The organism is Variovorax paradoxus (assembly GCF_029919115.1).
Lineage (GTDB): Bacteria > Pseudomonadota > Gammaproteobacteria > Burkholderiales > Burkholderiaceae_C > Variovorax > Variovorax paradoxus_O.
The window spans coordinates 2,622,147-2,637,381 of record NZ_CP123990.1; the positions used below are offsets into that span (position 1 = coordinate 2,622,147).

Genomic DNA, 15,235 nt, shown 5'->3' on the forward strand with positions numbered 1-15,235 from the left:
GGGGACCGGTCGGTCTCAACAGGTGCCGATCACGTAGTAGTTGGGGCCAGTCTGCTTCAGCGTGGTGGTGACGTAGATGTTCCACAGCCCCATGGCCTGCGCCGAGCCGTAGGCATACGTCAGGCCCCACAGCGCATAGGCACGCCCTGCCACCGTGTGCGCATAGTTGCTGGCGGTGTAGCAGGTGCCGCCGCCACCGCTGCCGGCCAGCGTGGTGCCGGTGGCCGCGGCCGACATCGCACCCTGCGCGTTGCTGGCGTCCAGCGCCGCCACGGTCCAGCTGTAGGTGGTGGACGGTGCCAGGCCGGTGTCGGTGTAGCTGGTGCCCGCGACGGGGGCGGCGTTAACCTTGCTGCCGCCGCGGTACACGTTGTAGCCGCTCGCGCCCGAGACGCCGGCCCAGCCGATCACCATGCTGCTGCTGGTCGCGCCCGAGGTGCCCACGCCGGTGGGCGCCGGTAGCGACGAGCCGCCGCCCGAGCCGGTCACGCGGTCGACCATGGCCTTGAGCGCAGCCATCTGCGGCCCCGACTTCCTCGCGTAGTTCGCGTTGTCGTAGCCCCACCAGTCCCAGCAGCTGTTGGTGGCCGCGGTGCTGGTCTGCGGATAGATCAGCACGATGTTGTTCGTGTCGGCCCAGCGGTTGTAGCCGGTCTTGCGCACATACTGGTCGCCCACGTCGGTGTAGTTCTGCTTGCAGCCGTGCAACACCATGTGCACGCGGCACGAAGCTGTGGTGCAGGCCTGCGGCACATAGATCCACCCCGTCGCGGCCACGCCGTGGCCGGTGATGAATTCCGACTGGTTGAACTCGGTGAACGTGCCGCCCAGCGTGCCGTTGTTGCGCGGGTTCAGTGGGCCGTAGAGATGCTGCAGGATGTCGCCCGCAAGATCGAAGCCGCAGTTGTTGATGTAGGGCGCGGCGGTGGTGCTGCAGGCGCCGCCGTAGTCGTCGGTCACCATGGCGTGGCCGGCGCCGATGTTGTTCTTGTAGACCGTGTTGGCAGCGGGCACGAAGCTCTGGTAGTAGGTCTTCAGGTCGTCCATGACAGCCGGCTTCACGGTGTTGTCCGACGTGCCGGAGAAAAGGTACACCTTCGATGCCGTCATGTTCGACACCGGGTCGATCGCCCCGCTGACGGCCCAGCTGTTGGTGGTGCTGACGAGCGACGACACCGGAATGCTGGTGCTGTGCGTCATGCAGCGCCCGGTGGCATTGAGTACCGAGCCTTCGGCGCAGTAGTACGGCCCGCCGGCCACCACGCCCGCGCCGCGCTTGAAGGTGGCCGAATAGGCCACGTGCAATTGCACCGCCATGAAGCCGCCGGCCGAAAGGCCGGACACGCTCACCTCCGCCGGATTCGCGCCGAGTGACGGCAGCGGCACCGCCGCGGTTGCCGTACAGGCATACGCGCCAAACGCCATTGCCGCAGCCGCGGCCAATCCCTTCCAGTTCCATCGCATCGCTGCCATCGCTGTCTCCTTTTGTAGGTTTGTCGAACGCTTTGCTTGATTGCTGACGAATCGGCCGTTGGTGGCGCCGTACTCGCGCCGCAAGGCGCAAGCTGGCGCTTCGCCCGGCGGCCACCCGGGGCGAAAGGCTTGCGGCCTCGAGGGCCGCGGTAGGGTTTGGCGCTCAGCTCAGCGCTTGTTTTTGATGGGGATGTCCATCTCTTCAGGCTTGATCTCGCGCACCAGCTCGGGCACGCCCCACGCGAATGCTGGGTCGACCTTGATCTTGAAGTGGTACATCGACTGCATCGCCTGGTGGTCTTCCTTGCGGAAGGTCATCTTGCCCTTTGGCGTGTCGAAGCTCATGCCTTCCATGGCGCTGATGAGCTTGTTGGTGCCGGTGTCGCCGCCGGTCTTCTTGAGCGCCGTGACCACCGCCATGGCGGCAGAGAAACCGCCCGCGGTGAAGAAGTCCGGTGGCGCCTTGAATTCCTTGTAGTGCGCCGACACCAGTGCCTCGTTGACCGGGTTCTTCGGAATGCCGAAGTAGTAGTAGGCCGCGCCTTCCATTCCGGGCAGGTTCTTGTAGGCCGCCATGGCCGGCAGGATGTTGCCGCCGGTGGCAATCTCGATGCCGTAGCGCTTCAGGTCTAGATCGACAATCTTGAACGGGTTGCCCGCGCCGGCCCAGACAATCCAGATGATCTTTCGGCCGGGCTGGTCCTTGAGCTTGTCGATCAGGCGCTGTGCGCCAGCGGTGAAGTCGGTGGTGGCGGGCGGCAGGTATTCCTCGTGCACCAGCTTCGCCTTCTTGAGCGCGGCGCCGAAGGCCTTCACGCCATCGCGGCCGAAGGCGTTGTCCTGCGCCAGCGTGGCAACGGTCACGCCTGCCTTGTCGATGGCCACCGCGTTGGAAATTGCGTCCTGGCTCGAGTTGCGGCCGGTGCGGAAGATGTATTTGTTCCACTTGTCGCCGGTGATCGAATCGGCCACCGCCGGCTCCACGATCAGGATCTTCTTGTATTCCTCGGCCACCGGCAGCATGGCCAGCGCCACGCCCGAAGCCGTGGGGCCGACCGCGAGCGCGGCCTTGTCGTCGGAGTAGGCGGCCGCGAGAAGCGACTTGCCGAGGTCAGGCTTGCCCTGGTCGTCTTTTTCGATGACCACCAGCTTCTTGCCGTTGACCGTCATCGTGCCGCCCGTGGCGTAGTCCAGGCCCATGGTGAAGCCGGTTTGCGTCTGCTTGCCGTAGGCCTCGAGCGGACCGGTCTTGCTGTAGATGTGCGCGATGCGGATTTCGTTGGACTGGGCCCATGCGGGTGCAGCGGCGGCGCAGGCGGCGAGTGCGGCCAGGGCAACGAGGTGGCGACGGTTCATTCTTTGTCTCCTTATTAGATGCCTGAATATTGCACAGTTCGTGCCAGGCGTCGAAGCCGTTGATGCCAAACGGATTTGTCTCGGACAGCAGTCAGTTCGTCCAGCTTCAGAACACCTGAATCGTCTGATTTTCAGACACCTGTCTTCTATTCGATCAGGGTTAACTAGGAGTGCACCCTTGCAGTCGCTCATGCACGGGCACAGCAGCAGACACGGCACCGAAGTATGCTTGGCAACAAAATGCAACGTGTCCTATGAGGGAGTGAGATGCTAGTTGGAATCGACCTGGGAACGACCAATAGCCTGGTCTGTGTATACCGAGACGGAAAAACAGAACTGATCCCGAATTCGCTGGGGCACGTGCTGACTCCTTCTGCCGTTGGCGTGGCTGACGACGGCAGCTTTATCGTCGGACTGCCCGCTCGCGAACGCGCCGCCACCCACCCCAGGCTCACGGCCACCGCCTTCAAGCGCTGGATGGGCACGGACCACACCGTAATGCTCGGCCAGCGCCGGATGCGCGCCGAGGAACTGAGCGCGCTCGTGCTCGGCGCCCTGAAGGCCGATGCCGAGGCCTATCTGGGCCAGCCTGTCACCGAGGCCGTGATCACGGTGCCGGCGTACTTCAACGACGTGCAGCGCAAGGCCACCCAGGCAGCCGGACGCCTGGCGGGCCTGAAGGTCGAGCGGCTGCTCAACGAGCCCACCGCGGCCGGGCTTGCCTACGGATTGCAGGAACGCGCCGATCACTCGGCCTTCCTCGTGTTCGACCTTGGCGGCGGCACCTTCGACGTCTCGGTGCTCGAATATTTTGAAGGCGTGATCGAGGTGCGCGCCAGCGCGGGCGACACCCGCCTTGGCGGCGAAGACTTCGTGAAGGTGCTGGTCGACTGGTTCGTCGAGAAGATTCCCGCGCTCAACGATGCGGACAAGGAAGCCATCGCCTCCGACAACGCGCTCTGGCGATCGGCCGAGCAAGCCAAGCGCGACCTGAGCGAACGCGAAACCGCGCAACTCCAGCTTCAGCGCAATGAAGCCACGCACACGCTGGAAGTGACCCGCGCCGAATACGAAAAACGCTGCGCCGACTTGCTGCTGCGTCTGCGAAGGCCGCTCGAACGCGCCCTGATGGACGCAAAGCTCGACCCGAGCGGCCTCAGCGAAGTGGTTCTGGTGGGGGGCGCAAGCCGCATGCCTATCGTGCGGCAGGTTGTGACACGCTTGTTCGGCCGGCTTCCGCTGCGAACCATCAATCCGGACGAAACCGTCGCCCGCGGCGCCGCGATACAGGCAGCGCTCAAAGAAAGAAACGCTGCGCTCGACGAGGTCGTGCTCACCGACGTGATGCCCTACTCGCTCGGCATCGTGGTGTCGGAAGAGATCGACGGCCGCCACTACCCCAACCGCTTCTCCCCCATCATCGAGCGCAACACGGCCGTGCCGGTGTCGCGTGTGCAGTCCTACTCGACTGTGCAGGACGGGCAGACAGCCATCTCCATCGACGTGCGCCAGGGCGAGTCGCCGATAGGAACCGAAAACCTCAAGCTGGGCAGCCTCGATGTCCAGGTGCCTGCGATGCCGCGCGGCGAAATCAACGTGAATCTTCGCTTCACCTACGACATCAACGGCTTGCTCGAAGTGGAGGCCCATATTCCCGCCACCGGGCAGACGACGCAGAGCGTGATCCAGCGGTCTGCGCAGGTCATGAGCGAACAGCAGATTGCCGCCGCACTCGAGAAACTGCGCACACTCAAGATCCATCCGCGCGACAAGCAGGAGAACGTGTACCTGGTGTCGCGGGCGAAGCGGCTCTACGAAGATCGCTTGGGCCATGCACGGCAAGACGTTGCCCATGCACTGATGCGCTTCGAAGCGGCGCTCGACAGCCAGGACGAGCACCTGATTCGGCAGCATCGAACCGAATTCAAGGCTTACCTCGACAGCATCGACAAGGGCTTCGTGCTGTGAATTTCTGGTCGACGCTCGGCATGGAGCCCACTGCCGACCTGATTGCAATCAAGCGTGCCTATGCGGCGCGGTTGAAGGTGACGCGGCCCGACGACGACGCACAGGCCTACCAAGCCTTGAGAGAGGCCTACGAATTTGCCCAGGAACATGCGCGATGGCTCGCACAGCATGCGGCAACGCACGCGGTCGAGCCTTTGCCGGAGGAGCGGGCGACCATAACGGCGGTGGCACTGGCAACAGCGCCTGAGCAGCACGCTGCTACCGACGAAGGGCATGCAAGCATCGCCGCAGAAGAAGCGCTTGCGCCTGAGCCCCAGGCCCTGCCTGAGCCTGAGCCTGCGCATGAACCGCATCTGGAGCCGCAACCCGGGCCCGAAGCGCCGCCCCTGTCCTACGTTCCCGCCCGCGTGCTCGCGGAGCAAACCCTGGCCTACCTGCAGCAGGCGGGCGGCGAAGCCTTGATTGCCGGATGGCCCCTGCTGGAACAAGAGCTCGGCAAGCTGCCTTTCTGGGAGCACAGCGAAGCAAGCAAATGGTTTGCGCAACTGGTGATCGACGCGGAGCAGATGCCGCGCGGCTTCGCGCAGGGCTTGTCCACCTACTTCGGCTGGGAAACCGATTTTCGGACGGAGCAGGTGATGGGGGCGTCGCGCGCCGTCGCGCTTCGCCAGCGGCTGCACGATCTGAATTTTGGTTTTCACGCCGACGAAAACTTCAGGCGCCGCTACGCCGAACTCTCGTTCTTCGGCCCGATGATCGAGCAGGTCGCCAAGTGGCGGCTGTATCTGTTTGCCATGCTTGCGTCGAGCCGCCTCGCACGCCTCTGGGGCGAGCTCGAGCCCAGGCAGCGGTATGTTCTAGGGGTACCGCCGCCGCAGCATTCGCGCGCCGATCACGCAATGGAAGTCGGAGCGTGGGTTCGCACCTTCGCCGTGCTTCTTGTAGCAGCAACAGTGGTGCAGCTGAAAGGCTATGCAGAGAGGCCCTGGCTCGAACGCCTGGCGTTCGCGGTCGCCAACGGCGTCGTCGGCTGGGTGGTGCTGCACTTTGCGTATCGCTTCTTCCTTTCTTTCAAGGCAAGCGTGCACGCGACACTCCGGCCTGAAGGCCTGGCGCCGGGCTTGCCCAAGCGGTCGCATCTTGCCGCCGTGGGCTTTGCCTGCATGCTGGCGGCCACGTTCATGTGCGGGCTCAGCGAGACCGATGCATGGCCCGCGGCGTTTCACTCCGGTTTCGGAAGTCCGGTGCTGGTGTGCATTACGGTGCTGCTGATCGCATTTGCCGTGATGACGCCGTCGCTGCCACCCACCGAGGCGAGCCCCGCCTTCCCGGCCATCCTGGTGCTCTGCATCGTCGTCGGCATCTATCTTCCCTGGTTCAGCGGCTTGCCCTGGACCGGTGCATGCGCAGGCATGGCGTGGTTCATGGCCGCCTGCCTGGCCCACACGCTCCACGGCGACGCCATCGAGAGCCGTTGGCGCCAGTACAAGGAGGATGCCCGGCGGCACAGGGAGCGCACGAACCAGACCACGCACCATGGCCTGCTCGTCATGGTGGGGTCGCTGCTGCGCATCACGGTGGCGTGGCCTTACCGGCTCATGCAACTCGGCGCCTCGCAATCGCCCCGCCTGGTAATCGCCATCGTGTGCATCTCGATTGCAGCCTTGCCGGCGCAGGAGCGCGCGTGGCAGCTGCCGTTCTCCGCCGCCGTAGCCGGCCTGTTCGTGTTGTTTGCCAGCTTGTGGTTCAACCATGCGGTGCTGGCCCTCTTGCCGGGCCAGAAACTCGCACGGAGGGGATGGATCGGACTGGCCTTGCTCACGCTTTGGGCCGTTTGGGCAGGCGTGTACTACGGCGCGAGCAGCTGGATCGATACGCATCTGGGCTGGGGCCCCGCGGCCAATCCATTCGAAACGCAGGTCCGCCGCTTCGGACTCACCTTCTGCGCCCCGCTCCTGCTCATGATGTGGACCTCCGGCTTTTTCAGGCTGGTCAAGGTGCAGTCGCGGACCGGCTCGCGCTAGAGAATCGAACCGGCCGCAGCCAAGGGTGGTCTCCGCGTTTCAGGCCGCGCGATCCGTGTTTGTCATACGCTCGTACAGCGTCGCCCGCGAAATACCCAGCAACCGCGATGTGGCAAGCTTGTTGCCGCCGGTTGCCGCCATTGCCGCGGCGATGGCGCGCCGTTCAAGTTCGGCCACCTGCTGAGCGAGTGGCCGCAGCAATGCGGCTTCCTCGTCGGCATCACCGCCTGCTTGCGGCAACTCGGGTGGGGCAATCTGCTCCAGCCCCGCCTCGCGCAGGATGCGCTCGAGCTGCGCGGCGTCGATGCGCTGCGAATCGCTGCGCATGGTCACCTGCTCCAGCACATTGCGCAGCTCGCGGATGTTGCCGCGCCAATGCTGCCCTGCAAGCAGCGCCAGTGCATCGGGCGTGAGCTCGGGCGGCGCCTCGCCGCTGCGCAGCGCCATGTCCTCGCCCAGGGCTTCGACCAGCGCCGGTATGTCGCTGCGCCGCTCGCGCAGCGGCGGCACGCGCAATGGCAGCACGTTGAGGCGGTAGTACAGGTCTTCGCGAAACTGGCCACGGCGCACCAGCTCGGGCAGGTCGCGCGAGGTGGCGGCGATCACGCGCGCGTCGAAGGGCACGAGCTTGTTGGAACCGAGCGGCTCTATCTCGCCTTCTTGCAGCGCGCGCAGCAGCTTGGCCTGCAAGCCGAGGGGCATGTCGCCGATTTCGTCGAGAAACAGGCTGCCCCCATCCGCCAGCTTGAACTTGCCTTCGCGTCCGCGCCGGTCGGCGCCGGTGAAGGCGCCGGGTGCAAAGCCGAAGAATTCGGCCTCCAGCAGCGTGTCGGGCACGGCCGCAATGTTGACGCTGACGAACTGCCCCTTGGCCCGCGCCGAAGACGCGTGAATCGCATGCGCGAGCAGTTCCTTGCCGGTACCTGTTTCGCCCAGCAGCAGCACCGGGCTGGTCGACTGCGCCGCGCGCCGTGCATGTCGCTTTACTTCCACCGCCGCAGGGCTGCTGCCGATGAAGCTGGCAAAGGTGTATTTGGAGCGCCGCTGGCCGTCGGCTGCATGCAGGTAGAGCGGGTTGTTGCGCTGGGTTGCCAGCTCGCGCCGCGCATCGTCGAGGTCGCGCTGCAGCAGCGCAAACTTGCTGATGAGCGGCTGCAGCGTGGTTTCGGGCTGGTCGAACAGCACGATGCCGATGGCGCCGATGACCTCTCCCGCCCCGCCCTTCTGCCCCTCTTGCCCGTCGTGCTCGGCCCGCAGCGGAATGCGGCTGACGACGAAAGTACCAGCTTTATTGGTGAGCAGGTCGACCAGTATCGGCTCGCCGGTTTCAAGCACGCGCCGCATCTGCGTGTTGGGAATGACGTCTTCGACCATGTGCCCCATGAACTGATCGATCGAAGAAAACCCCAGCGCCGGCAAGAAGCGACGATAGCCTTCGTTCACCCACACGATGCGCCCGCTGCGGTCGACCAGGAACATGCCTTGGCTGATGCTCGAGAACAGATGGAACATGGAGCGCGCGGCCAGCGCGAGGATGCCCTCTGCATCTAGAGGCAGGGCGGAGGTTGCGGTAAAGGGCGGAGCGGCGGACATGGGCGGATCGTAGCGTGCATCAATCCGCAACAAATCCGGCATCAATACAGCTTTGGAATTGTCCAGAATTCACATTCAGCCGATGAGTGCGACTAAAGCCCTCATCCGGCCTTAAGTAAATCAATCGTTTGATTGTCTGCGTGGTGTAATCGCGGGCATGAGCGCCCCCGCCCTTCAAGCTATTTCTGCCCGCGCCCCCCGAAGCGACGGCGTTGAAGCGCGCCAGCGTCTTCTCTACGCCGCGCTCTCGCTCTTTGCAGCCAACGGCTACGCCAAGACCTCCACCCGAGAAATTGCGCGCACTGCAGGCGTGAACATCTCGGCCATCAGCTACTACTTCGGCGACAAGGCCGGCTTGTATGCCGCAAGCTTCGGCGAGCCGATGGGCGGCAATGCAGGCGACTTCGTGCAGCTGTACGACGCGCCCGACATGCCGATCGAAGAAGCACTGCGCGTGTTCTTCACCCACATGATCGAGCCGCTCAAGCAAGGCGAGATCGTGCGGCAGTGCATCCAGCTGCACCTGCGCGAAATGCTCGAGCCGACCAGCCAGTGGGCCGAAGAAATGGAGCGCGACATCAAGGCGCCGCACAAGGCCATTGCCGGCATTCTGTGCCGCCGGCTCGGCCTGCCGCGGCCCGACGACGACGTGCATCGGCTGACCTTCGCCATCACCGGCCTTGCGATGCAGCTCTTCGTGAGCCAGGACCTCGTCGAGGCCATCCGCCCCTCTTTGCTGAACACGCCGCGCAGCGTCGACACCTGGGCCCAGCGCCTCACCGGCTACGCCCTTGCGCTGGTCGAGGCCGAAGCATTGCGCCGCCAGGCCGCCGCCAAGCCTGCGGCCGCACCAGTCCGATCCGGGAGAAAGAAGACATGAGAAGACTTCGATTGATCTACACGCTATGCCTGCCGCTCGGCATTGGGCTCGGGCTCAGCGGCTGCGGGTTCATGAGGCCGCCCGCCGCGGTGGAAGCGCCGGTGCCCGCGCAGTGGCACGCGCCGCTGCCGCACGGCGGCTCGCTCGCGTCGCTGGCCGACTGGTGGCGCCAGCTGGACGACCCGCTGCTGGTCGAGCTCATTGCCGCGGCCGAAGCCGCGAGCCCCAACGTGGCGAGCGCCGCGGCGCGCGTGGCCGAGGCGCGCTCCACCCGCATTGCGGCCGGCGCGGCGCTGCTGCCCAACCTCGATGGCACGCTGTCGGCTAGCCGAGGCGTCTCGGGCTCTTCGCTCGGCTCCGGCGCTTCAGGTGCCTCGTCCGGCAGCGGCGGCGCCACCGCGCTTGCGCCGGTGACCACGCTGCAGGCGGGCCTGCAATCGCAGTGGGAAATCGACCTGTTCGGCCGGCTGCGTGCTGATCGAGACGCCGCGCGCAACCGGCAGGAAAGCGCCGATGCCAAGTGGCATGACGCGCGCGTTGCGGTGGCGGCCGAAACCGCCAACGCCTATTTCGCCGAGCGCGCTTGCCAGCAGCAGTTGCGCGTGTCCGAATCCGACGCGCGCTCGCGCGGAGAAACCGCGCGGCTCACCGACCTTTCGGCGCGCGCAGGCTTTACCGCGCCGGCAGATGCCGCACTCGCACGCGCCAGCGCATCCGATGCTTCTGGCCGCCTGACGCAGCAGCGCGCATTGTGCGCCGTGCAGCGCAAGGCGCTTGTGGCGCTCAGCGGCATCGACGAAACAACGCTGGAGCAAAAGCTCGCAGCCTCGCCGGCACAACGCGCGCTGCCCGTCGTGGGCAGCATTGCCAGTGTGCCGGCGCAGGCCATCTCCCAGCGGCCCGACGTGTATTCCGCCGAACTGGGTGTGGCCGCCGCTAGCGCCGAAGTGGGTTCGGCCGAAGCCGCACGCTATCCGCGCTTGTCGCTCTCGGGCTCCATCGGCCGCCTGCAGATTCGCACCAGCGGCTTCCGCGAATCGCTAGACACCTGGACCGTGGGGCCGGTGTCGCTGACGGTGCCCCTGTTCGACGGCGGCACGCGTGCTGCCAACGCCGAAGCGGCGAAGGCGCGCTACACCGAGGCCGTCTCTCTCTACCGCGCCAACGTGCGCCAGGCGGTGCGAGAGGTGGAAGAAGCGTTGGTCAACCTCGACAGCACCAACGCACGCGCCACCGATGCCGACACGGCCGTGCAGAACTACCAAGCCTCGTTCGACGCCACGCAGGCCCGCTACCAGAGCGGCCTGGCCAGCCTGTTCGAACTCGAGGATTCGCGCCGCACGCTCTTTGCGGCGCAAACCGCGCGCGTCTCGCTGCAACGCGAACGCACCGAAGCCTGGGTTGCGCTCTACCGCTCGATGGGCGGCGGATGGGCCCGCCCCGAATCGCCCTCTATGACCTCCAACCCGACCGCCAAGGTCGCGACGTCGCCATGAAAAGAATCAAACGCTCTACCCTCGTCATCGCGCTGCTGGCGCTCGTCATCGTGGTTGCCGCGGCCTTGTGGCTGACGCGCAGCAAACCCGCGGGCGAGCCGGGCGCCGCGCCCGCGGCCGCCAAGGGCAAGGACGGCGCGCCGCCGCCACGGCCGACGTTGACGGTGACCGTCGCCAAACCCGAGTCCACCGAGCTCACGCTCACCCTCGCCGCCAACGGCAATGTGGCGGCCTGGCAAGAGGCCAGCGTGGGCTCCGAATCGAGTGGCCTCAAGCTGGCAGAGGTTCGCGTGAACGTGGGCGATGTGGTGAAGAAGGGCCAGGTGCTGGCCGTGTTCTCGCCGGAGACGGTGCGTGCCGACATCGCTCAATCGCGCGCCTCACTGGCGGAAGCCAAGGCCACCGCCGCCGACGCGGCGGGCAACGCGGCGCGCGCCCGCACGCTTCAAGCCACAGGCGCACTGAGCCAGCAGCAGATCAACCAGTATCAAACAGCCGAGCAGACCGCGAAGGCGCGCGTCGAAGCCGCCGAAGCCGTGCTTGCCGCACAGGAAGTGCGCGGCCGCAACACGCAGGTGCTGGCGCCCGACGACGGCGTGATCTCGTCGCGCACCGCCACGGTCGGCAGCGTGGTGGCAGCCGGCACAGAGCTGTTCCGGCTGATCCGCCAGGGCCGGCTCGAATGGCGCGCCGAGGTGACCTCGGCCGAGCTGAGCCGCATTGCGGTGGGCACCACAGCCTTCGTGGTCAGTGCAAGCGGCGCACAGGTGCGCGGCAAGGTACGCAGCATCGCGCCCACGGTCGATCCGCAAACGCGCGCGGCGCTGGTCTATGTCGACCTGCCGAACGTGCAGCAGAACACCGGCATCAAGGCGGGCATGTTCGCGCGCGGCGACTTCGAACTGGGACGCAGCTCGGCGCCCACCGTGCCGCAGAGCTCCATCGTTCCGCGCGACGGCTTCAACAACGTGTTCATGCTGCTGCCCGACAACCGCGTGGCGCAGCTCAAGGTACAGACCGGCCGCCGCGTCGGCGAGCGCGTCGAAATCACCAGTGCGTTGCCCGAGGGCGCGCAGATCGTGGTGCAAGGCGCGGGCTTCCTGAACGACGGTGACCTGGTGCGCGTTGTGACGGCGCCCGCACCGGCAGCAGCCGGCGCCCAGCCCGCCCCATCGCTGGCACCGGCGGCATCGGCACCTGCGGGCAACGCCGGCACCAACGAAACAAAGGCACGCCCATGAACGTTTCCGCATGGTCCATCCGCAACCCTATTCCGGCGGTGATGCTGTTCGTGCTGCTCACCTTCGGTGGGCTGCTGTCGTTCAACGCGATGAAGGTGCAGAACTTTCCGGACATCGACCTGCCGACCGTGACGGTCTCGGCATCGCTGCCCGGCGCCGCGCCTTCGCAGCTTGAAACCGACGTTGCGCGCAAGCTCGAGAACTCCATTGCCACCGTGCAAGGCCTGAAGCACATCACCACCAAGGTGCAGGATGGCGCCGCCACGCTCATCGTCGAGTTCCGACTCGAGAAGCCGGTGCAAGAGGCCGTGGACGACGTGCGCTCCGCGGTGCAGCGCGTGCGCGCCGACCTGCCGGCCGACGTGCGCGACCCGGTCGTTACCAAGCTCGACTTTGCCGCCCAGCCGGTGCTGGCCTTCACCATCGCCTCGTCGCGCATGGACATCGAGGCGCTCAGCTGGTACGTGGACAACGACATCACCAAGAAGCTGCTCGCATTGCCCGGCGTGGGCGCGGTCAACCGCGTGGGCGGCGTCACGCGCCAGGTGCACGTCGATCTCGACCCGGCCAAGCTGCAGGCGCTGGGCGCCTCGGCGGCCGACATCTCGCGCCAGCTGCGGCAGGTGCAAACCGAAAGCGCGGGCGGACGCATCGACCTGGGCGGCAGCGAACAGCCCGTGCGCACCATGGCCACGGTGCAGTCGGCGGACCAGCTCGCCGATATGCAGATTGCTCTTTCGGACGGCCGCCGCATCCGGCTCGACCAGGTGGCGCGCATCAGCGACACCATTGCCGAGCCCCGCGCCGCGGCATTGCTCAACGGCAAGCCCGTGGTCGGCTTCGAAGTGGCCCGCAGCCGCGGCGCCAGCGAAGTGGAAGTGGGCCGCGCCATCCAGAAGGCGCTGGCCGATTTGCGCGTGCAACGCCCCGACATCGAGCTGACCGAAGCCTTCAACTTTGTCGACCCGGTGGAAGAAGAGTACGACGGCTCGCTGCACCTGCTGTACGAAGGCGCCATCCTGGCCGTGATCGTGGTGTGGCTGTTCCTGCGCGACTGGCGGGCCACTTTTGTCTCGGCCGTGGCGCTGCCCATGTCTGTGATTCCGGCCTTCATCGGCATGCACCTGCTGGGCTTTTCGGTCAACGTCATTTCGCTGCTCGCGCTTTCGCTCGTGGTCGGGATATTGGTGGACGACGCCATCGTGGAGGTGGAAAACATCGTGCGCCACTTGCGCATGGGCAAGACGCCGTATGAGGCCGCCATGGAGGCCGCCGACGAAATTGGCCTGGCGGTGATTGCCACCACGTTCACGCTGATTGCGGTGTTCCTGCCCACGGCCTTCATGAGCGGCGTGGCGGGCAAGTTCTTCAAGCAGTTCGGCTGGACGGCTTCGCTGGCGGTGTTTGCTTCGCTGGTGGTGGCGCGGGTGCTCACGCCGATGATGGCGGCCTACATCCTGAAGCCGGTGGTCGGCGCCGAGAAGGAGCCGCGCTGGCTCACGGCCTACATGCGCGCGGTGGAATGGAGCACGCACCACCGCTTCAAGACGATGGTGTTCGCCACCCTCTTCTTCTTTGGTTCCCTGGCGATGATCCCGCTGTTGAAGACCGGCTTCATTCCGCCGGACGACAACTCGCAGACGCAGATCTATCTCTCGCTTGCGCCCGGTTCCACGCTCGCGCAGACCACCGCGGCCGCGGAAGAAACGCGAAACCGGGTGATGAAGATCCAGCACGTGAAAAGCGTCTACACCACGGTTGCGGGCGGCAGCGCGGGCGGCGACCCGTTCGCCAACTTCGGCACGCCCGAAACGCGCAAGGCCACGCTCACCATCAAGCTGGATGACCGCGGTGACCGGCCGCGCAAGCAGGTGATCGAAAACCAGATTCGCGCCGCGCTTGAAACGCTGCCTGGCGTGCGCAGCACGGTGGGTCTCGGCGGCTCGGGCGAAAAGTACATCCTCGCGCTTACCGGCGAAGACCCTGCTGCCCTGGCCAGCGCAGCCAGCGCAGTCGAGAAAGACCTGCGAACGGTGCCCGGCCTTGGCAACATCACGTCCACCGCGAGCCTGATCCGCCCCGAGATTGCCGTTAGGCCCGACTTTGCACGCGCCGCCGATCTGGGCGTGACAAGTTCCGCCATTGCCGAGACCTTGCGCGTGGCCACGCTGGGCGACTACGACCAGGCGCTGGCCAAGCTCAACCTCGCGCAGCGGCAGGTGCCCATCGTGGTGAAGCTCGAAGATTCGGCGCGCCAGAACCTGGATCTGCTCGGCCGCCTTTCGGTGCCCGGTGCTCGTGGCCCGGTCATGCTGAGCCAGGTGGCGTCATTGACGATGGAAGGCGGCCCTGCCGTCATCGACCGCTACGACCGCTCGCGCAATGTCAACTTCGAGATCGAGCTCTCGGGCGTTGGCCTCGGCGATGCAAAGGCCGCAGTCACCTCGCTGCCGTCGATGCAGAAACTGCCGCCCGGTGTGCGCGTGACCGAGATCGGCGACGCCGAAGTGATGACCGAGCTGTTCGCGAGCTTCGGCCTTGCGATGCTCACGGGTGTGCTGTGCATCTACATCGTGCTGGTGCTTCTTTTCAAGGACTTCCTGCATCCGGTGACGATTCTTTGCGCATTGCCTTTGGCGCTGGGCGGAGCATTCGTCGGTTTGCTGATCGGGCAAAAGGCACTTTCGATGCCGTCGCTGATCGGGTTGATCATGCTGATGGGCATCGCGACCAAGAACTCGATCCTGCTGGTCGAATACGCCATCGTGGCGCGGCGCGATCACGGCATGAGCCGCTGGGATGCATTGCGCGATGCCTGCCACAAGCGCGCACGGCCCATCATCATGACCACGCTGGCCATGGGCGCCGGCATGCTGCCGATTGCGGTGGGCCTGGGCGCCGCCGACTCGAGTTTCCGTTCGCCGATGGCGATGGCGGTGATCGGGGGGCTGATTACCTCTACCGTGTTGAGTTTGCTGGTGGTGCCGGCTGTGTTCACTTATGTGGACGACATCGAGCACTGGATTCGGCGAACTGTGCGCAAGCTGCGGGGCCAGCCGGCTGATCCGCACATCGACGACGACCTGGTCGAAGCACCACGGACTTGAATGTGCCGCGCCCTCTCCTGCTGGCTGCGGGGAGGGCGTTGGTTTTTACGCCGTTGCTTGCGGGGTTTTTTTTGGGGCGCCGCTGTTTTGGGCGCCG

Annotated in this window: 9 protein-coding genes; 6 read left to right on the top strand and 3 right to left on the bottom strand. The window is 65.8% G+C overall.

The genetic code is table 11. The annotated features are described in order from the left end of the window. Window positions 1-15: 15 nt before the first annotated feature. On the bottom strand, window positions 16-1,473 hold the full coding sequence (locus QHG62_RS12760) for an extracellular catalytic domain type 2 short-chain-length polyhydroxyalkanoate depolymerase (protein WP_281151188.1): 1,458 nt from the start codon (window positions 1,471-1,473) through the stop codon (window positions 16-18). Window positions 1,474-1,641: 168 nt separating this feature from the next. Beyond that, entirely contained in the window at window positions 1,642-2,829 is a 1,188-nt protein-coding gene (locus QHG62_RS12765) for a substrate-binding domain-containing protein (protein WP_258506910.1), read from the bottom strand. Window positions 2,830-3,096: 267 nt separating this feature from the next. Between QHG62_RS12765 and QHG62_RS12770 the strand changes: the two genes are divergently transcribed. Together QHG62_RS12770 and QHG62_RS12775 are read left to right on the top strand one after the other, a co-directional pair. Further along, window positions 3,097-4,797 carry an Hsp70 family protein gene (locus tag QHG62_RS12770; protein WP_281151190.1) on the top strand — a complete coding sequence of 567 codons (1,701 nt, stop codon included), beginning with the start codon at window positions 3,097-3,099 and terminating at the stop codon, window positions 4,795-4,797. After that, window positions 4,794-6,821 (top strand): J domain-containing protein, encoded by a 2,028-nt coding sequence (locus QHG62_RS12775; RefSeq protein WP_281151191.1) that lies wholly within the window; start codon window positions 4,794-4,796, stop codon window positions 6,819-6,821. Before QHG62_RS12770 ends, QHG62_RS12775 begins: the two co-directional genes overlap by 4 nt. A gap of 39 nt (window positions 6,822-6,860) precedes the next feature. On the opposite strand, the gene QHG62_RS12780 is transcribed toward QHG62_RS12775, so the two are convergent. Continuing rightward, on the bottom strand, window positions 6,861-8,414 hold the full coding sequence (locus tag QHG62_RS12780) for a sigma-54 interaction domain-containing protein (RefSeq protein WP_281151192.1): 1,554 nt from the start codon (window positions 8,412-8,414) through the stop codon (window positions 6,861-6,863). A gap of 157 nt (window positions 8,415-8,571) precedes the next feature. Between QHG62_RS12780 and QHG62_RS12785 the strand changes: the two genes are divergently transcribed. The 4 genes from QHG62_RS12785 to QHG62_RS12800 are packed head-to-tail and all read left to right on the top strand — an operon-like array spanning window position 8,572 to window position 15,138. Beyond that, the gene (locus QHG62_RS12785; RefSeq protein WP_281151193.1) at window positions 8,572-9,294 is read left to right on the top strand and encodes a CerR family C-terminal domain-containing protein; all 723 of its coding nucleotides are present in this window, start codon (window positions 8,572-8,574) and stop codon (window positions 9,292-9,294) included. Beyond that, a complete protein-coding gene (locus QHG62_RS12790; RefSeq protein ID WP_281151194.1) occupies window positions 9,291-10,790 on the top strand; it encodes an efflux transporter outer membrane subunit in 1,500 nt (499 codons plus the stop codon). The genes QHG62_RS12785 and QHG62_RS12790 overlap by 4 nt, the downstream gene beginning before the upstream one ends. Beyond that, window positions 10,787-12,031: an efflux RND transporter periplasmic adaptor subunit gene (locus QHG62_RS12795; RefSeq protein ID WP_281151195.1), complete on the top strand. Its 1,245-nt coding sequence runs from the start codon at window positions 10,787-10,789 to the stop codon at window positions 12,029-12,031. Before QHG62_RS12790 ends, QHG62_RS12795 begins: the two co-directional genes overlap by 4 nt. Beyond that, window positions 12,028-15,138, top strand: a complete 3,111-nt coding sequence (locus QHG62_RS12800; protein WP_281151196.1) for an efflux RND transporter permease subunit — start codon at window positions 12,028-12,030, stop codon at window positions 15,136-15,138. Before QHG62_RS12795 ends, QHG62_RS12800 begins: the two co-directional genes overlap by 4 nt. The last annotated feature ends 97 nt before the right edge of the window (window positions 15,139-15,235 follow it).

What these genes read in the sequence shown, in the direction of transcription:
- QHG62_RS12760 (WP_281151188.1), bottom strand. Translation starts at nt 1,473, where the DNA reads ATGGCAGCGATGCGATGGAACTGGAAGGGATTGGCCGCGGCTGCGGCA.
- QHG62_RS12765 (WP_258506910.1), bottom strand. Translation starts at nt 2,829, where the DNA reads ATGAACCGTCGCCACCTCGTTGCCCTGGCCGCACTCGCCGCCTGCGCC.
- QHG62_RS12770 (WP_281151190.1), top strand. Translation starts at nt 3,097, where the DNA reads ATGCTAGTTGGAATCGACCTGGGAACGACCAATAGCCTGGTCTGTGTA.
- QHG62_RS12780 (WP_281151192.1), bottom strand. Translation starts at nt 8,414, where the DNA reads ATGTCCGCCGCTCCGCCCTTTACCGCAACCTCCGCCCTGCCTCTAGAT.
- QHG62_RS12785 (WP_281151193.1), top strand. Translation starts at nt 8,572, where the DNA reads ATGAGCGCCCCCGCCCTTCAAGCTATTTCTGCCCGCGCCCCCCGAAGC.
- QHG62_RS12790 (WP_281151194.1), top strand. Translation starts at nt 9,291, where the DNA reads ATGAGAAGACTTCGATTGATCTACACGCTATGCCTGCCGCTCGGCATT.
- QHG62_RS12795 (WP_281151195.1), top strand. Translation starts at nt 10,787, where the DNA reads ATGAAAAGAATCAAACGCTCTACCCTCGTCATCGCGCTGCTGGCGCTC.
- QHG62_RS12800 (WP_281151196.1), top strand. Translation starts at nt 12,028, where the DNA reads ATGAACGTTTCCGCATGGTCCATCCGCAACCCTATTCCGGCGGTGATG.